The organism is Hyphomonas oceanitis, assembly GCF_036964545.1.
Classification (GTDB): domain Bacteria; phylum Pseudomonadota; class Alphaproteobacteria; order Caulobacterales; family Hyphomonadaceae; genus Hyphomonas; species Hyphomonas oceanitis.
On sequence record NZ_JBALTL010000002.1, the window covers coordinates 440,686 to 458,997 of the forward strand.

Consider the following 18,312-nt stretch of genomic DNA (forward strand, 5'->3'; position numbering starts at 1 on the left):
GAATGGTATTTCAGTCTCCCGTGAGGACTGGCCTTCTGCTGGCCGCGGCGGCCCTTGGGCCGTGTTTTGCGCATGCCGCGCCCAATGACATGGGAACCGTCATCACGGCGCCTGGTCAGTCCAACGTGTCGCAGCAGGTAACACTCGGGCTCAACAAGTCCCTGATCATTGACCTTGAAAATCCGGCGGCTGACGTTGTCATCACCAATCCGGCCATTGCCGACGCGGTGGTGCAGACATCCAAGCGGATCATCTTCCGCGGCGTTAAATATGGCCAGACAAATGCCTTCGTGTTTGACCGCGCCGGGAACCAGTTGCTGAACCTTGAAATCAATGTCGAAACCGACATGACCAGCCTTCACCAGTTGATTGAACGCCATGTTCCGGATGCTCGCGTCAACGTGGAAGGCCTCAATGGCAATGTCCTGATCACCGGCTCGGTGGACGACATGACGCAAAGCGATCAAGTCGAGCAGCTCGTCTCGGCCTTTGTTGGCGCAGACGAGGACACCAAGATCGTCAACATGGTCCAGGTCGCAGCCAAGGATCAGGTCATGCTGGAAGTGCGCATCGTTGAGATGCAGCGCACTGCAATCAAACAGCTGGGTATCAACCTGTCCGGTACGCCCGGATGGGGTGACTTTGCAAAACTCGTCGAGAAGCAGCTGTTCGCCGATACGAATAATGATGGTGTTCTTGTAGACCAAGACGTCAAAGTGCTGACGCCCGGAGCGCCCCAGACATTCGCTGGCGCCATTGGTTCCAGCAGCAGCTTTCCGATTCAGGGCAGGGCGCTTGGCGGTTTGAACGGCGGCCTGACATACTCCAACTATGTCGGTGATACACTCCAGTCCAATGTAGGTGTTTCGCTAGATGCGCTGGAGCGTATCGGCATCGTCAAGACATTGGCCGAACCTAATATCGTTGCCATATCCGGGGAGAGCGCCAAGTTTCTCGCTGGCGGTGAATTTCCGGTCCCCGTTGGCCAGGACAAGAATGGCAACGTGACCATCGAGTTCAAGCCATATGGTGTGGGCCTTGGCTTCACGCCGGTTGTCCTGTCTGAAGGCAGGATCTCGCTCAAGGTTTCCACCGAAGTGTCGGAACTGACGTCGCAGGGGTCCTTCCAGGGCAACACCCAGTCGGTGATCGACGCCAATGGCAATATCATACAAGTCGCCGGCATCACCATTCCGGCCCTGTCGGTTCGCCGTGCCGAGTCCGTCATCGAACTGCCGTCGGGCGGATCGATGATGATGGCGGGCCTGATCCAGTCCAAGACACGCCAGACGCTGGACCAGATTCCCGGGCTGAAGAAGTTGCCCGTCCTCGGTGCGCTCTTCCAGTCTCGTGACTTCCTGCAGGACGAGTCCGAGCTGGTCGTGATCGTGACACCATACCTGGTCGATCCGACACAGAAGGACCAGCTGCGCACACCTGCGGACGGTTATGCCAACGCGTCTGACGCGAAGACAATCTTCTTCGGCAAGCTGAACGAGCAATACGGCAAGGACGGTGCGCCCGTGGACGCAGAAAACTACCGTTCTCCCGTTGGATTTATTGAAGAGTAAGGGATATCCGAATGAACCCGAAGCTTAAGACAGCCAACACTCTGATCGCTGCCAGCCTCTGCCTGGCCGGTCTGACGGCCTGTGCGAGCCAGGCGCCGACGGCTGTGCCGGACTCGTACCTTCAGGGCACTGCGCTGGATCGCAATGCCATCGGCGTCACCAAGCGGACCGAATTCCTCGAGATCAGTATCGATCCCATGTCCAGCCAGCTCAGCCTGAAGGACAAGGCCCGCATCGAGGATTTCGTGCGCACCTATCGCACCAAGGGCCATGGCCCGATGATCGTTTCACTGCCCGAGACGAGCGAGAACTCCCAGCTCGCGGTCGAAGCCATTGTCACTGCGCGTGAGATCGCGTGGCAGAACGGTGTCGAATATGACGAGATCGCAGGCAGCAGCCACGGCGCTGATTCTGATGCGTCCGAGCCGATGATCATGGCCTTTCAGGTCTACGATGCGATCAAGCCAGACTGTAAGTCGATGGCAGAATATGATGTTGCCGACATCCGTTCCAACAATGAGATGCCGAGCCTTGGCTGTTCCATCCGTACCAATCAGGCGGCGATGATTGCTGATGCGGCCGACCTACTGGGCCAACGTGAACTGGCGGCAGGCGACTCGATGCGCCGCAAGGTCATTCTCGAAAAATTCCGTATGGGCGAATCTACCGCCTCGGCCCGCTCATCGGCTGAATCGGGCGCCGTTTCCAGTGCGGTCCAATAGGCGCGACCTGTCGAATAGAAGGACGAAAGTATAATGTCGAAAGAGAAAGCACTCTTTGAAGACGAATTCGACGCAGACTTCGACGATGTGTTCGCTGAGGATCAGGGAATGGACGCACTGGATGCGCCAGCCAATGATGCGTTCGACAGCTTCATGAGCAGCGACGACCTGCTCGCCTCGCCCGAGCAGAAGCAGGTCGTGACAGACCAGCCGATCTTCACGATGCCCGACGTCAACGGCGGCGACGCGCCGCTGCCGGCGATCTCCATCAAGGTTTTCTACGAGCGCGAGGAAACGCGCATGATGATGGACGTGTGCGCACGCGACCGTCGCATGGGCCGGGCCACGCTCGAAGCCATTCCAGGCGGCATACCGGCAGCGATTGCCTATATGCAGGAAAATCCGACGCCAAACCTGCTGATGATCGAGTCCTCGGCGAACGCGCAGCAGATACTGGGCGAAATCGATTCCCTTGCCGAGCATTGCGATGAGAACGTCCAGGTCATGGTCGTTGGCGTGGTCAATGATATCAAGCTCTATCGCCAGCTCGTGGCGCGCGGCGTCAGCGAATACCTGGTGCCACCTTTCGAGCCAATTCAGATCATCCGGTCCATCTCCAGCCTGTTCGTCGATCCGGACCGGCCCTTTGTCGGCAAGCAGATTTCCGTGATCGGTGCGAAGGGCGGGGTAGGGTCTTCCACCATCGCGCACAATCTGGCCTGGGCCCTGGCCGAGAACACGCTGGTCAATACGACGCTTGTCGACCTTGATCTTTCTTTCGGCACGACGGCGCTCGACTTCAACCAGGAGACGCCGCAGACCATCGCCGATGCGCTGCTTGCGCCGGAACGCGCCGATGACGCCGTTATCGAGCGCCTGCTCGCCAAGGCCACGGACAGACTTTCGCTTTTCACGGCGCCCGCTTCGATCAACCAGATCATGGATATCCCGGACGAGGCCTTTACAACGGTCATTGAAAGCGTTCGCCGGAACGTGCCCTACATGGTGCTCGACCTGCCGCATACGTGGAGCCGCTGGGTGCAGCGTACCCTTGTGGCGTCGGACGAAGTCATCATTGTTTGCCAGCCAGACCTTGCCTCGCTTCGCAACGGCAAGAACTTCATCGACCAGCTGAAGGGCCAGCGTCCGAACGATAACCCACCGCGCCTTGTGATCAACATGAGCGGCGTGCCGAAGCGTCCGGAAATTCCGATCAAGGATTTCGCGGCAGCCATCGGTGTCGAGCCGGAGATCATCCTGCCATTCGAGCCGGAACTGTTCGGCACGGCGGCAAACAATGGCCAGATGATTTCAGAAACCGACGCTGCGTCGCGTTCGTCCATGGCAATTGATCACCTGGCGACCGTCCTAACCGGGCGGGTTGTCGCAAAGCCGGCCAAGTCTTTCCTCAACAAACTCCTCGGCAAGTAAACTCAATTGAAAGGGCCCCTTAGATGGCCTTCGGCAAACGTTCAGGATCACCAGATGCGTCAGCGCCAACGGCGCCAAGACCTGCTGCGCCCGCCCCGCAGCCGCGTCCGCAGGTGGCCAAGCCGAAAGTGCCTGATCCGGTACAGGTGAAAGGGGCGCCAAAGCCGACCGCCGCGACACCCGTCAAGGTCAAGAAACCCGAACCAAAGCCCGAGCCGGTCCGCAAGGTCAACCAGCAGTCCGAGCAATATTACGCAACAAAGACAACGGTCTTCAACGCACTCATCGACACGATCGACCTGTCGCAGCTGGCCCAGCTGGATGCCGAAAGCGCGCGCGAAGAGATCCGCGACATCGTGGTCGAGATCATCAGCATCAAGAATGTGCTGATGTCCATTTCCGAGCAGGAACAGCTGCTCGATGATATCTGTAACGATGTGCTTGGCTATGGCCCGCTGGAGCCACTTCTGGCACGCGACGACATTGCCGACATCATGGTCAACGGCGCCGACACGACCTATATCGAGGTCAACGGCAAGATCGAACGCACAAATATCCGCTTCCGCGACAATGCCCAGCTGATGAACATCTGCCAACGCATCGTGAGCCAGGTTGGCCGCCGCGTGGATGAAAGCTCACCGATCTGTGACGCGCGCCTGCTCGACGGCTCGCGTGTGAACGTTATCGCGCCGCCGCTGGCGATTGATGGCCCCACGCTCACCATTCGTAAGTTCAAAAAGGACAAGCTGCAGCTGCAGGACTTGGTGAATTTCGGGTCGATCAGCGAAGCCGGCGCCGAAGTGCTGCGCATCATCGGTCATTCGCGCTGCAACGTTCTCATCTCCGGCGGTACGGGCTCGGGGAAGACCACGTTGCTCAACTGTCTCACCGCTTTCATCGAGCCGGGCGAGCGGGTCATCACCTGCGAAGACTCCGCCGAACTCCAGCTCCAGCAGCCGCACGTCGTGCGTCTTGAAACGCGTCCGCCGAACATTGAAGGTTCCGGCGAGATCACCATGCGCGAACTAGTCAAGAACTGCCTGCGTATGCGTCCTGAACGCATCATCGTCGGCGAGGTTCGCGGACCTGAAGCGTTCGACCTCCTGCAGGCCATGAATACGGGTCACGATGGCTCGATGGGTACGCTCCACGCCAACAGCCCGCGCGAAGCCCTCAGCCGTGTGGAATCCATGATCACGATGGGCGGCTTCTCGCTGCCTGCGAAGACGATCCGCGAAATGATCGTCGGTTCGATTGATATCGTCGTTCAGGCTTCGCGCCTGCGTGACGGTTCGCGCCGCATCATGTGCATCACCGAAGTGATGGGCATGGAAGGCGACATGATCGTGCTGCAGGACGTGCTCAAGTTCGAAATGGATGGCGAGGACGAAAACGGCAAAATCATCGGTGCTCACCGTGGCACGGGTGTCGGACGTCCGCGCTTCTGGGAACGCGCCTCCTATTACAATCTGGAGCGTGAACTGGCTGCAGCGCTCGACGCGTTGGGGAACTGATTCATGGATAGCAGCCTGATGATCTACGCCGTCGCCGGTCTCGCATTTCTTGCGCTGGCTGGCATCGGCCTCGCTTTCACCAGTGGGGAAGGGGACGCCGCCAAGAAGCGCGCCCGGGCCATCGGCGCAGGGGCGACATCCGGCAAGGTGCGCGGCAAGGTTCAGGACGAGAATTCGAAGCGCCGCGCCAAGACTGAGGCAATGCTCGATAACCTGCGCAAGCAGGACAAGGAGCGCCGCCGGTCCATCGCGCCGCGCGACATTGGGTCCAAGATGGCGCAGGCCGGTCTCGAACTGCCCGTCTCAGCCTTCTGGATCGGCTCTTTCGCACTCGGTGTCGTATGTGCCTTCCTCATCTACCTGTCCGGCGCAGACGGACTCGTCATTTCCGGCATTTCTTTCAAGAGCAAGCCGGTCATGATTGCCGGCGCGTTTCTCGCCGGTGCGCTTGGCCTGCCACGGTTCATTCTCGGTTTCCTGACCAAGAGACGCTACAAGAAGATGATCAACCAGTTCGCCGACGCGCTTGATATTATCGTGCGCGGTGTGAGATCGGGCCTTCCGCTGAACGAGTGTATTCGCATCATTGCGAAGGAAAGCCCGGAGCCGCTACGCAAGGAATTCATCTCGCTGGCCGACAACCTGGCCATGGGCGCCGGCCTCGAACGGTCCGCGAACAGTTTCTACAAACGTGTGCCCATGCAGGAAGTGAACTTCTTCGTGATCGTGCTGCTGATCCAGGCCAAGGCAGGTGGCAACCTGTCCGAAGCCCTGGGCAACCTGTCGACCGTTATCCGTGCGCGCAAGATGATGCGGGAAAAGGTCAAAGCGCTGTCATCCGAAGCCAAAGCCTCCGCCGGCATCATCGGGTCTCTTCCGTTTGCGGTCGGTATCATGGTCTTCCTCACTACGCCTGATTACATCATGCAGCTCTTCACCACGGAGACGGGTCACGTCATTCTCGCCATGGCGGCCGGTATGATGGGCATGGGCATCATGGTGATGCGCAAGATGATCAACTTTGACATGTAGGGGGAGCAGACGATGTATGATTTTCTTGTAAGCTTCACCCATCCCGACACGCTGGCAGCCTATCTGGTCGCCGCAGCCGTGTTTGCGACATTCGTCACGGTCTTCCTGCCTTACCTGAAAGGCGACAAGCTGGAGACGCGCCTCAAGGCCGTGTCCAACCAGCGCGAAAAACTGCGCAAGCAGAGCCGGGCGGCCCTCGAAACCAAAGGCCTGCGCCGCGAAGACAAGAGCATGATGGGGGCAGTTTCCTCCAAGCTTAACCTGGCAAAGGCCCTTGAGGATCCGAACGTCGTCAAGCTGATGAACCAGGCTGGACTGCGCGGCCCCGGCCCGATCTCGGCCTTCTATTTTGCCCGAATGGCGATGCCCTTTGTCGGGCTTTTGCTGACCTTCCTCTATATCTTCTTCGTCAATGACTTGGGCCTCAACCCGACCATGAAATACGGCTCGCTCGCCTTCGGCATGGCGGCCGGATTCTATGCGCCGAACCTCTATGTCAAAAACCTTGCCGCCAAGCGCCAGAAGTCGATCATGCTCGGTTTCCCGGACTCGCTCGACATGCTGCTGATCTGCGTCGAGGCCGGCATGTCGATCGAACTGGGCTTCAACAAGGTCAGTCAGGAGATCGGCACGGCCTCGCCTGAACTCGCTGAGGAATTCGGGCTCACCGTGGCCGAACTGTCCTACCTGCCGGACCGTCGCATGGCCTATGATAATCTGGCGGCACGTACAGGCCACGAAGGCGTCAAGGCGGTCTGCATGGCCCTCTCGCAGGCCGAACGCTACGGTACGCCGCTTGGCGATGCGCTGCGCGTGATGGCCAAGGAAAACCGCGAGATGCGCATGTCGGCTGCCGAGAAGAAGGCCGCCGCCCTGCCTGCCAAGCTGACCGTGCCGATGATCCTGTTCTTCCTGCCGGTCCTGTTTCTTGTCGTGCTTGGCCCGGCCTACATCAAGTACCAGGCAATGAAGGGTAATAATTCTGCGGCACCAGACGTTGCAAGCATGCAGGTCGAGCGCCCTTGGCAGGATGCAGGATAAACCAGTCGAGAGACGGATGACTGAAAGCCCGCTTGCAAAACGCAGGCGGGCTTTCGTCATTCTGGCCTAAAGGCTTGAGCCTAGTTGGCGCGGCGCAGGCGCAGGCCGGTGTCGCTGCTGTCCGGCATGGCGGCGGGGGCGTCGGTGACCGGTATCGAGGTTGCCGCCTGTGGGCGCTCTGTGTCGGAGCCCGCTATGCGGGGCGGCATAGGGGCAGGAGGCAGCTTGCCCAGCTCGGCATGTTCGGCGAGCGCTTCCCATGTCCGGGTCGGCTGCACCATTTCGCGCAGCAGCTCTGCATTCTGCTCGACGATGCGGGGCGGTGCATTGCCACCGCTGGCTTCTTTCATTTCGGCATACTTGCCCTGAAGGCCGAGCACGAGCGCGAGGTTTTCCTTCACGCGCGTATTGGTGTCCGGCTGGGCATCGGCTAGCCGCAGCTTGGCTTCGGCGCCGGCAAGATCACCGGCGAGCGCCAGCGACAGGCCGTAATTGGTGAGTGTCGAGGTCCGGTTCGGCTCGATGCTGAGCGCGCGGTCATAGGCCGCCTGTGCATCGGCGTGCCGGTCGATCTGGTCGAAGGCCGTGCCCATCGCTGCCCAGGCTTCGGCCCGTTCCGGCTCCAGCGTGGCGGCCTGACTGTAGGCCTGGATCGCGGCAGAAAAGTCCTGCTTGGTCGAGAGGGCACGTCCCAGCACCATCAGGAGTTCCGCGCTATCGGGATGAACGACCAGAACCTGCGAGAGCACATCAACGGCGCGGTCGTCGCTGCCGATATCCCGCAGCGCCTTGGCGAAGGTGATGGCGGTTTCGAGGTTTTCCGGATCCTTGGCATGTTCCTTGGACCAGAAATTGGCCTTGGTCAGCGGATCGGCGCGGTTGGCGGCCGCGACTTCTTCAGGCCCGGCTGGCTTCATCGCTTCTGCCATGGCCTTTTCAAGCTCGGCCTTCTGGGCCTTTTCCTCTTTCGACCCCGTGCTTGCGCAGCCTGTCGTCGTCGCTGCCAGGACAAGCGCGAGGACAGCCAGTGACGTTTTGACTCTGGACATGGGAAGGCTCCAAGTATGTATCAGGTGCATGTGAGGCCGAGTCTGGCCTGCCGAGGTCAAGGTTCAGTTAACGAAACCGGCCACCTGATTAACAAATCGCCCGGAGAGGCACGTAAATGCACAAGAGTTTCACCGCTGAAGGGGCCAACGCGGCCGCAATCTACCTGTTCACGCCATCGGGATTCGACAGTCTGAAAGATGATCCTTTTCCCGGCGCCCGTGCGCTGGCCAAGGGGCAGGGGTTTACCGGTGCGGCGGGGCAGGTCGTGTACCAGGCGGGCGAAGATGGCACGCTGAGCCATGTGCTGGCGGGCATCGGCAAGGGACAGGATGCGCTGGCCGTTGCGGCCATCTCCGCGAAACTTCCCGAAGGGGCCTATGCCATTGCCGGGGATGGCGGAATGGCCTTCGCCCATATTGCAGCCGGTTGGGCCGATGGGGCCTACCGTTTTGATCGCTACCTGAAGGACAAGGCCAAGCCACCACGTCTGGTCATTCCTGTGAGCGCTGATGCCGACGCCCTGTCGCGCGAGGCCGATGCCTGCGCCCTGCTGCGCGACCTCGTCAACACGCCTGCAGCCGACATGGGCCCGCAGGATGTCGACGCGACCATCGCCGGTATTGCCGAGAAATTCGGCGCGAAGCTAACGACCATCGTGGGCGATGACCTGCTGGAAGAGAATTATCCGCTGGTGCACGCGGTGGGCCGGGCTGCTGTCTATGCGCCGCGCTTCATGGAACTGGAATGGGGTGACCCGTCGCATCCGAGCCTGGCGCTGGTCGGCAAGGGCGTGACGTTCGATTCCGGCGGCCTCGATATCAAGCCGGGCAGCGGCATGCGGATCATGAAAAAGGACATGGGCGGCGCCGCGCATGTCATCGCGCTCTCGCAGCTGATCATGAGCGCGAAGCTGCCGGTGCACCTGAAGCTCTATGTGCCATCGGTCGAGAATGCCGTGGCCGGGGATGCCTTCCGGCCGGGTGATATCCTTGCCAGCCGCAAGGGCCTGACCGTGGAGATCGACAATACGGACGCGGAAGGGCGCCTGATCCTCGCCGATGCGCTGGCGCGGGCCTGTGAGTTCGAGCCGGACGTGCTGATTGATTTTGCTACGCTGACCGGCGCGGCCCGCGTGGCGCTGGGAGCCGATCTTGCGCCGTTCTATACGGATGATGAGGATATGGCGGGGGCCATTCAGGCCGGGTCTGCCATGTCTGGTGACCCTGTCTGGCGCATGCCGCTCTGGGATCCTTATCTCTCTGATCTGAAAAGCCCGATTGCCGATCTCGTCAATTCAGGTGGCCGGTTCGCAGGCTCGATCACGGCCGCATTGTTCCTGAAACAGTTCGTCGATGCGAAGAGCTGGACGCACCTCGATGTCTGGGCGTGGCGGCTGGGCAAGTATGGACGGCCCGAGGGCGGGGCTGCGTGCGGCCTGCGCGCTGTGTGGCAAATGCTGCAGGACCGCTATTCGGTCTGAGGCGCAATGATCTTCACATCTGCGAGGCGGATGGCCTCGCGGATGCGGCCGCGCAGGACCAGTGTGTCGATATTATCGGGCTCGGCGGCCATGGCGGCCTTCACGTCGGCGAGGGCCGGCTGGAGGTCGTTCATGTTGAGGCGGGCTTCAGCGCGCAGCTGGTGGGCGGCGGCAAGGCCGGGCAGGGCTTCCAGCGCCCTGTCGAGATCCTTGATGGCTTCAGGCCATTTTTGGAGCATGATTTGTGCACTGGCGCGGTCGACGAGGAGATCGGGCTCGTCGGGCATGATCTTGAGGGCATTTGTCAGCGTCACGATAGCCGCTTCGGGGGCGCCGGCGACGAGCCAGGCATTGCCGGCTTGCGTGAGGTAAAGGGCGCGCTGTTCCATTGTGCCGCTATCGGTCGCATTGGCCAGTTCTTCAAGCCTTGCTGCACCTTCAGCCTCCTGGCCAAGGGCAATCAGGGCGAGGGCAACGCACTGGCGGGCACCGGGCCGGTTGCCTTCAAAACTCCAGGCGAGAGCGTCTTCGTAGGCCTCTTCAGCATCGACATCGATGCGGGCGATGCAGGCGTCGAGGCGGGTGGCTTCGCGCTGGGCGAAATCAGTGCTGACATTCTGCAGCATGGCGATTGAGATCGCCGTGGCGGCAAGGATAGACATGGATAAGAAGCTCCGGGACCTGTAGTGAGGTCTATAGTCATGACTGGGAGGCCGAGCGCAAATGACAGTTCCGCCATCACTGCTTTTTGTCTTTGGACTGGGCTATTCGGCGCGGGCACTGGGCGAGCGCCTGGTGGCGCGGGGCTGGGACGTCATGGGGACTTCCCGGACCATTCCCGGACCATTCCCGGACCGCTTAGAGGTTATTCAATGGGACGGTAAGGACCAAATGGTGCCCCCCGAGGGCGCGCACTGGCTGATCACGCTGCCCCCGGACGCGGACGGCTGCCCGGCGGCGCGCGTGGCGGGGCATCTCGCCGGGCAGGCGGCATCGGTGACCTACCTTTCGACGACGGGCGTCTATGGCGACCTTGGCGGCGGCTGGGCGATGGAGTGGAGCCCGGTCAATCCGGGGTCGCAAAGATCGAAGCAGCGTGTGCTGGCGGAGACGCAGTGGCGCGAGGCGACAGATGGCGCGGTGCGCGTGGTGCGGCTGCCGGGCATCTATGGTCCCGGCCGGTCACCGTTCGAGAAACTGCGGAATGGCACGGCGACACGTGTTGTGAAGCCGGGACAGGTGTTCAGCCGGGTTCATGTCGATGACATTGCGAGCGGGCTGGAAGCGCTGATGCTGCGGCCAGAGGCAAGGGGCGTGTTCCACCTGTGCGACGACCTCGCGGCGCCGCCGCAGGATGTGACCGCCTTCGCCGCCGGCCTGCTGGGGATTGAACCGCCGCCCGAGACGCCGCTCGATGAAACCGACATGAGCGCGATGGCGCGCAGCTTCTATGCCGAGTGCAAGCGTGTCTCCAACGCGCGGGCCAAGGCGGCTTTGGGCTGGCGGCCGGACTATCCATCCTACAGGGAAGGGCTCGCCGCCGTGCTGGCCGCCGAACAGGCCAGCCCTAGCCGTTGACCACGACAGGGCGGAAGCCCGGCTGACCGAGGGGCGGCTGGACGGCGGATGGCTGACCGACCGGCGACTGGCGCTGGTCAAACAGGCGCACGACGCCTTTGCCTTCGCGCTTGGCGGCATAGAGGGCCGCATCGGCGCGGGAGATGCTTTCCCGGAAATCCACATGATCGTCGATGAAGGCAACGCCGACACTTGCGCCGACACTCAGCAGGGTTCCCCGGTAGGCGATGGGGCGATTGATGACCGTGATGCACTGGGCGCCGAATTGCTGGATATCGGCGCGCGCATCACGATTGGAATAGACGATAAGGAATTCGTCGCCGCCGGTGCGGAAGGGCTTTGCCCGGCCTGCGCCGACATTTTTCAGGCGGCTGGCAATGACCTGGAGCACAAGGTCTCCGGCATCGTGGCCATGCGTGTCATTGATGGCCTTGAAGCCGTCAAGATCAATCGCGAGGACTGCCGTGCAGGCCGGTGTGTTGCTGCGCGTGAGGGCGGCGAGGGTGGTGTCGAGGTCGCGGCGGTTGGAAAGACCGGTGAGCGGATCGGTTGCGGCGCTGGCTTCGGCATCCTTGACGCGGTTACTGATTGCCCAGCTGAACTGGAACACGGTGAAGCAGAGGCCCAGCGGCACGATATAATGGTTGATCTCGAAATAGGGCGTGATCTCGAACAGGCGGAGATAGAGCCAGACCGTGGCCATGATCAGCGGAGCCCAGCCGATCAGGACGGCGCCGGCACCGGGCGCGCCGCGGCGATGCATGACCCACACACCGACCAGTACGACGATGGGGCCGATGCCCGAGCAGATCATGTATACGGCGCGCGACAGGAGGCTCGGGAAAAAGCCACCGATGCTGCTGAGCACGCACAGCGCAATAAGTCCGTTGATCACGATGTAGAAGGATGGCCAGCGACGACGGATATCCAGGAAGTTGGAGATGAACACGGCGCCGAAGGCCGTGACGGCGCCCTGAAGGATGTAGACGAGCGTTATCGTGCTGACATTCGATTGCGGCCAGAACAGCGATTTGCCCATGCCGGTCGAGAAGATCACATAGGTGATGGCCGTGACGCAGAACCAGAAATAGAGTCGATAGGCTGGCGTGTCGGATTTGCGGGCGATGGACCAGGCGTAGAACGTAAATGTGCAGGCGATACCCATCAGAAGCGCGAAGATGCCGACCGAGCCCTGAAACCATGACTGATAGTCGGCGCTGGTGTGAAACCAGACCGGCATGACCACCATCGGGCCGCCACTCGCACGTATATAGACTGTGCGGGTTTGTCCGGCCGGAACATCAATTTCGAAAGTCGGGAAGGGGGCGGGCAAGGCAATGCCGGAAAGAGCCACACCCGAACCGGCCGTGCCTGTTCGAGTGTATCCCTCCGTGTCAAGAAGATAAGCATCGACACGCTGGAGATAAGGAAAGCGGACGACAAGGTCGCCATGCATGTCGGTCACGCCGGAATTGCGTAATTGCATGCGCATCCAGACGTCGCCCTTCCGGCTGCTCGCCTGGAAAGCATCCGCGTGGTTTTTGACGAAAGCAATCTCACTGGTCGGGCTGAGGATGTCTGCCATCGTGATGGCGGCCGGCACATCCCTGGCAACCGTCGCATGCCGGCTGATATTCATGCGGCCGTCCATACGACCCACGTCAATGGCCTGTGCATCGGAGGGGAATGTCAGTGAAACCCATACGACGATGAGAAGGCTGACAAATCGGCCCACAAAATTTAGAAAGTCGCCCCGCAAGGTATGTCCGCCCGATGTTTCAAACTACTGCCAGGGCTTATGACAGAGAAAGCGATATTTATGCTTAGGGCGGGGCATCAGATTTACAGAAGAGCGTACACAGATTGTTAAGGAGGGCTTTCTGCGGCCCGTCTTTCGCTGGTTGAGCGCCTGTAGTCTGGGGGTTGAAAGGCCGGCGCAATTAAGAGGGGTCACTTGCGAGGCAATTCGTGCTAAGGGGGATTATTAACAGAAGGGGGCAGGTGGCCGTCTGGCTGGCAAGCCCCGGTGATGAGGGGACGAGCAATGAAATACCGCATTTTCACAATGGCGGTCAGCGCCATCGCATTGACCGGCTGCAGCCATTTCAAGACTTCAGGGCACGCCGCAGATGGCCTGGCCATGGAACCGACATCTGAACTGGCCGCCACACCGCCTGAAACGGAAAAGATGGACGTGGCCGCCACGGCGGGCGCGCCGCTGTTCGAGGGCATGGGTGACTTCCACCGCGAGATATCCACGTCCAGCGCGGACGCGCAGAAATATTTCGATCAGGGCATGGTGCTGGCTTTTGGCTTTAATCACGCCGAGAGCATCCGCTCGTTCAAGGCGGGGCAAAAGCTCGACCCGGAATGTGCCATGTGTTTCTGGGGCGAGGCGATGGCCACGGGCCCGAACATCAATGTCACCAGCAAGGGCAAGGCCGTGATGTCTGATGCCGACCGGGTGGCGGCCTTTGCCGCGATCAACAAGGCGCTGGAGCTGAAGGATAGTGCAACGCCTGCTGAGCAGGCGCTGATTGAGGCGATGGCCGCGCGCTATAATGGCGACCCGTCGACCTCGCGCGAACCGCTGGATGTCGCCTATGCCGAGGCGATGGGACAGTATGTGATGGATCATCCGGACGATTATGATGCCGAGGCCATGTATGCCGAGGCGTGGATGAACACGATGCCGTGGGACTATTGGTCGGCTGACGGCGCGCCAAAGCCGGAGACGGTGAAAGTGATCAGCGCGCTGGAGGACATTATCGCCAATGCGCCGGAGCATCCTCTGGCGCTGCACCTTTATATTCATGCGGTGGAAGCCTCGGCCAATCCGGGGCGGGCCGAGGATGAGGCGGACCGGCTGGCGGGCCTCGTGCCCGGATCAGGCCATCTGGTGCATATGCCGGCGCATATCTATTGGCGCGTCGGGCGCTATGATGATGCGGCCAAGGCCAATGTTACGGCGGCCAAAGTGGACGAGGACTATATTGCGCAGTGCAATGCGCAGGGCTTTTATCCGGCGCTCTATTATCCGCACAATATCCACTTCCTGTGGGCGGCGGCCAGCATGTCTGGCCAGCAGGACATGGCGATCAGTGCCGGGCAAAAGGTAGCCGACAATGTGCGCATGGAGCAGATCGAGGAATTCCCGACGATCGAGTTCTTCAAGACGATCCCGCTATTGTCGCTGGTGCAGTTCGGCCAGTGGGACACGATACTGGAGGCGGAGCAGCCGCCGGAGACGCTCGATTACTCGAATGCGATCTGGCATTACGCGCGCGGCGTTGCAGCGGCGCGGAGCGGCGATGTCGCAGCAGCCACGGCCGAGCGTGAGGCGCTGGCGGCGCTGACGGGCAGTGTGCAGATCAGTTTCATGGATACGGCGGATTATCCGGCCAGCACACTGATGACCATTGCCGACGAGCTGTTGCAGGGCGAGATTGCCAGCGCAGATGGCAAGCATGATGAGGCGATCACGCATTTCACCGCCGCCGTGGAAGCGCAGGACTCACTGCCCTATATGGAGCCGCCTTTCTGGTATTACCCGACGCGGCAATCGCTGGGTGAGGCGCTGATCGCGGCGGGCCAGTATGGTGAGGCGGAGGCCGTCTACCGGAAAGACCTTGAAGAGTACCCGCACAATGGCTGGTCGATGTCCGGCCTGATGAAGGCGCTGGAGAAGCAGGGCAAGACCGAAGAAGCGGCGATGATGAAGCCCATGTTCGACATTGTCTGGCGTAATTCGGACGTGACGCTGGACGGCTCGCGCCTCTAGGCGAGGGTGCGGGCGATCTCGGTGCAGGTGTCGAGCAGGCGGGCGATATCCTGCTCGCGGCTGAGGCGGTGGTCGCCATCCTTGATGAGGGTGATGGTGAGGTCAGTCGCGGTCATCGCGTCGACGAGGCGGGCGGCGTGGGTCCATGGCACGTCCTTGTCTTCCATGCCCTGGAGGATGCGAACGGGGCCGTCAAAGGCGATGGGCTTGTCGAGGATCTGCCACTGGCGGCCATCCTCGATCAGCGCGCGGGTGATGATATAGGGTTCGTCATAGTCTGACGGGCGCAGTGTCTGGCCGGTCTCCATGATCTCGGCCTGCGCCTCGGGGGAGAATTCGGGCCACATCAGCTTTTCGGTAAAGTCCGGCGCCGGGGCGATCAGGACGAGGCCTTTGACGCGTTCCGGGCGGGCGAGGGCCGAGAGCAGCGCCATCCAGCCGCCCATGCTGGAGCCGACGAGGACGAGCGGGCCGTCTGTCTGGGCGTCGATGGCGGCGAGGGCGTCGGCGCGCCACTGGCTGACCGTGCCGTCTTCGAAGGCGCCTTCGGACTGGCCATGCCCGGAATAATCGAAGGCGAGGAAGCCGTGGCCCGCCTGATTCGCCCAGTCTTCGAGACGCACCACTTTGGTGCCGGTCATGTCGGACTTGAAGCCGCACATCCAGACAAAGGTGAGATCGCCCGTGCTGGCGTTGCTGCGGCGAAAGGCGAGGCGGTGGCCGTTGGGGCCGGTGAAATAGGACGTTGTCATTACCTCTCCGTTCCGCCATCTGTCTCCCCTGTCAAGCGAGCGAGGGACGAGAGCAGCTTTGGACGATTTTCCGGATCTCAGCGGCAAGACCATCCTTCAGGTGGCGCCCGAACTCTCGGCTGGCGGCGTGGAACGCACCGTGCTGGAAGTGACCGAGGCGATTGTGGCGGCGGGCGGCCGGGCGCTGCTGGCGAGCAAGGGTGGGCGGCTGGAGGAGGAGTTTGCGGCGCTGGGCGGCGAGCTGTTCCGGATGGATGCGAAATCGAAGAACCCGCTGGTGCTGAAAATGAACGAGGGCAAGCTGAAGAGCCTGATCGCGCGCGAGGGCGTGAGCCTTGTGCATGCGCGGTCGCGGGCACCGGCCTGGAGCGCGTATTGGGCGGCGCAGGCGACGGGCCTGCCGTTTGTGACGACCTATCATGGCGCCTATTCGGGCACGAGCGGCCTGAAGCGGCGCTATAATTCCGTGATGGCCAAGGGCGATCTCGTGATTGCCAATTCCAACTGGATCGCGGCGCATGTGCATGATGTGCACGGGCTGGACAGGGCCAGGATCGTCACCATTCCGCGCGGTGTGGACCTTGGCGTGTTCGATCCGGCCCAGGTGGCGCCCGCCCGCATCGAGGCGGTGCGGGGGCGCTGGGGCATTGCGGGCGACAAGCGCGTGACGCTGTTCCTGCCGGGGCGCCTGACCGAGTGGAAGGGCCAGCTGGTGGCGATCAAGGCGCTGGGCCTGATGTCGGTCGACGAGCTGCGGAAGCTGGTTCTGGTGCTGGCGGGCGATCCGCAGGGCAGGGCGAATTATGTGACGCGGCTGGAGGATGCGATCCTTGAGCACAAGCTGGGCGGCACGGTGCTGCTGGCCGAGCACGAGCGCGACATGGCGGCGGCGTGCCTCGCTTCGGATATCGTGATGACGCCGTCCATCAGGCCGGAAGCCTTCGGGCGGGTGGCGGCTGAGGCCTCGGCCATGGGGCGGCCGGTGATCGTGGCTGACCATGGCGGCGGGCGCGAAACGGTGATCGAGGGCGAGACCGGGGCGCGGGTGGAACCGGGCAATCCGGCCGCGCTGGCGGGGGCCATACGGGCCCTTTTGGATGTGGGGCCGAGTGCCCGCGCAGGCATGGGAAAAGCCGGTCAGGCGCATGTCAGGGCGCATTTCTCCAAGCGGGGGCTTCAGGCCGCGACGCTTAATGTCTATAAGCGGTTGTTGGAGTAGGGATTTATACCGCAGACATGGCCAGGACCGAGACCACGATGAGCCCGGTGAACCCGGGCGCCAGCGCAAAGGAAGTGCTGATCATCAAGCTGAGCGCGCTCGGCGACTTCGTGCTGTCGCTGGGGGCGATGAAAGCTGTGCGCGAAACGCACCCTTCGGCGCGCATTACCCTGCTGACGACGCCTTTCTTCGAGGAATTTGGCAAGATCTGTCCCTATGTGGACCGGGTCGAGACCGATGGCCGACCCGAGGGCATGAAGGCCACGGCGGCGCTGATCCAGCGCATCCGCAAGGCCGATTATGACATTATCTATGATTTCCAGACCAGCGGACGCACCAAGAACTATTTCACGGCGCTGAGCCGGTCGGGCAAGACGCCGCTCTGGTCGGGCCATCATGAGAAGGCCGCCTTCTTCCACGACAATGCCGAGCGCGGAAAGATGCACTCGATTGACCGGCTGGCGGAGCAGTTGGAGGTGGCGGGCGTGCCGCCGGAGGGCCGTTGGCTGGGCACGAGCGCGCCCTTCCCGGACCTTTCATGGGTGCGCCACAAACTGGGCGACACGCCGCGTCTGCAGCCGGCCTATTTCTCGCTGGAAGAGCCCTACATGCTGCTGATCCCCGGCGCCTCGGCCCACCGGGAGGCCAAGCGCTGGCCGGAAGAGAATTATGCCGAACTCGCCTCGCGGGTGGCCGATGCGGGCATCCAGCCGGTGATTATCGGCGGCAAGGCGGAGGGCCCGCTGGCGCATGAGATCGTGCGGCGCGAGCCAAGGGCGAAGAGCCTGGTGACGCGGACAGACCTGTTCCAGATCGTGACGCTGGCCGAGAAGGCGCTGTTCGTGGTCGGCAATGATACCGGGCCGATGCATATGGCGACGCTGGCCGGCGCGCCGGGCATTGCCCTGTTCGCGCTGACCGAGAGCAACCCGGACCATGCCGCGCCGCGCGGGCCGAAACAGCCGGTGATCATCAATTCGGCGCCTACGCTGAAAGAGCTGAGCGTCGACGATGTCTGGCAGTCAGTTCGGGCGCTTGGGCTGTTGCCTGCTTGACTTGAAAGAAAATTGGGAACAACCGACGCGGCTTGATGATTAGGCCAACGAATGGCATATTCACCAAGCCTATGAACAGCCACAAA

15 protein-coding genes are annotated in these 18,312 nt (G+C 61.8%); 11 read left to right on the plus strand and 4 right to left on the minus strand.

The window, feature by feature from the left end:
- Positions 1-2: 2 nt before the first annotated feature.
- From V7651_RS07070 to V7651_RS07095, 6 genes are read left to right on the plus strand one after another with little or no spacing between them, the layout of a single operon-like run.
- On the plus strand, positions 3-1,571 hold the full coding sequence (locus V7651_RS07070) for a type II and III secretion system protein family protein (protein WP_335590855.1): 1,569 nt from the start codon (positions 3-5) through the stop codon (positions 1,569-1,571).
- A gap of 11 nt (positions 1,572-1,582) precedes the next feature.
- On the plus strand, positions 1,583-2,293 hold the full coding sequence (locus V7651_RS07075) for a CpaD family pilus assembly protein (protein ID WP_051624585.1): 711 nt from the start codon (positions 1,583-1,585) through the stop codon (positions 2,291-2,293).
- Positions 2,294-2,326: 33 nt separating this feature from the next.
- A complete protein-coding gene (locus V7651_RS07080; protein ID WP_035536828.1) occupies positions 2,327-3,724 on the plus strand; it encodes a CpaE/TadZ family protein in 1,398 nt (465 codons plus the stop codon).
- A 23-nt stretch (positions 3,725-3,747) separates the two neighbouring features.
- Positions 3,748-5,238 (plus strand): CpaF family protein, encoded by a 1,491-nt coding sequence (locus V7651_RS07085; RefSeq protein WP_035536830.1) that lies wholly within the window; start codon positions 3,748-3,750, stop codon positions 5,236-5,238.
- A gap of 3 nt (positions 5,239-5,241) precedes the next feature.
- Positions 5,242-6,270 carry a type II secretion system F family protein gene (locus tag V7651_RS07090; RefSeq protein ID WP_241766927.1) on the plus strand — a complete coding sequence of 343 codons (1,029 nt, stop codon included), beginning with the start codon at positions 5,242-5,244 and terminating at the stop codon, positions 6,268-6,270.
- Between the two features lie 12 nt (positions 6,271-6,282).
- Positions 6,283-7,311 carry a type II secretion system F family protein gene (locus V7651_RS07095; RefSeq protein ID WP_035536832.1) on the plus strand — a complete coding sequence of 343 codons (1,029 nt, stop codon included), beginning with the start codon at positions 6,283-6,285 and terminating at the stop codon, positions 7,309-7,311.
- Between the two features lie 80 nt (positions 7,312-7,391).
- Here the strand turns inward: V7651_RS07095 and V7651_RS07100 are convergent, their stop codons facing one another.
- Positions 7,392-8,360 (minus strand): tetratricopeptide repeat protein, encoded by a 969-nt coding sequence (locus V7651_RS07100; RefSeq protein WP_335612716.1) that lies wholly within the window; start codon positions 8,358-8,360, stop codon positions 7,392-7,394.
- A gap of 116 nt (positions 8,361-8,476) precedes the next feature.
- Here V7651_RS07100 and V7651_RS07105 point away from each other — a divergent pair, with 116 nt between their 5' ends.
- Entirely contained in the window at positions 8,477-9,841 is a 1,365-nt protein-coding gene (locus V7651_RS07105) for a leucyl aminopeptidase family protein (RefSeq protein ID WP_335612717.1), read from the plus strand.
- Here the strand turns inward: V7651_RS07105 and V7651_RS07110 are convergent.
- Complete coding sequence (locus tag V7651_RS07110) at positions 9,829-10,503, minus strand: tetratricopeptide repeat protein (protein WP_335612718.1); 675 nt, start codon at positions 10,501-10,503, stop codon at positions 9,829-9,831. The genes V7651_RS07105 and V7651_RS07110 overlap by 13 nt on opposite strands.
- A 61-nt stretch (positions 10,504-10,564) precedes the next feature.
- On the opposite strand from V7651_RS07110, the gene V7651_RS07115 reads away from it, so the two are divergent.
- Positions 10,565-11,419 carry an SDR family oxidoreductase gene (locus V7651_RS07115; protein ID WP_335612719.1) on the plus strand — a complete coding sequence of 285 codons (855 nt, stop codon included), beginning with the start codon at positions 10,565-10,567 and terminating at the stop codon, positions 11,417-11,419.
- Here the strand turns inward: V7651_RS07115 and V7651_RS07120 are convergent.
- The gene (locus tag V7651_RS07120) at positions 11,409-13,058 is read right to left on the minus strand and encodes a diguanylate cyclase (protein ID WP_335612720.1); all 1,650 of its coding nucleotides are present in this window, start codon (positions 13,056-13,058) and stop codon (positions 11,409-11,411) included. The genes V7651_RS07115 and V7651_RS07120 overlap by 11 nt on opposite strands.
- A gap of 405 nt (positions 13,059-13,463) precedes the next feature.
- Between V7651_RS07120 and V7651_RS07125 the strand changes: the two genes are divergently transcribed.
- Positions 13,464-15,200, plus strand: coding sequence for a tetratricopeptide repeat protein (locus V7651_RS07125; protein ID WP_335612721.1), 1,737 nt, complete (start codon positions 13,464-13,466; stop codon positions 15,198-15,200).
- Here the strand turns inward: V7651_RS07125 and V7651_RS07130 are convergent.
- Positions 15,197-15,952: an alpha/beta hydrolase gene (locus V7651_RS07130; RefSeq protein ID WP_335612722.1), complete on the minus strand. Its 756-nt coding sequence runs from the start codon at positions 15,950-15,952 to the stop codon at positions 15,197-15,199. The genes V7651_RS07125 and V7651_RS07130 overlap by 4 nt on opposite strands.
- 58 nt (positions 15,953-16,010) lie before the next feature.
- Between V7651_RS07130 and V7651_RS07135 the strand changes: the two genes are divergently transcribed.
- Both V7651_RS07135 and V7651_RS07140 read left to right on the plus strand, forming a co-directional pair.
- On the plus strand, positions 16,011-17,171 hold the full coding sequence (locus tag V7651_RS07135) for a glycosyltransferase family 4 protein (RefSeq protein ID WP_335612723.1): 1,161 nt from the start codon (positions 16,011-16,013) through the stop codon (positions 17,169-17,171).
- Positions 17,172-17,188: 17 nt separating this feature from the next.
- The gene (locus tag V7651_RS07140) at positions 17,189-18,226 is read left to right on the plus strand and encodes a glycosyltransferase family 9 protein (RefSeq protein ID WP_335612724.1); all 1,038 of its coding nucleotides are present in this window, start codon (positions 17,189-17,191) and stop codon (positions 18,224-18,226) included.
- The last annotated feature ends 86 nt before the right edge of the window (positions 18,227-18,312 follow it).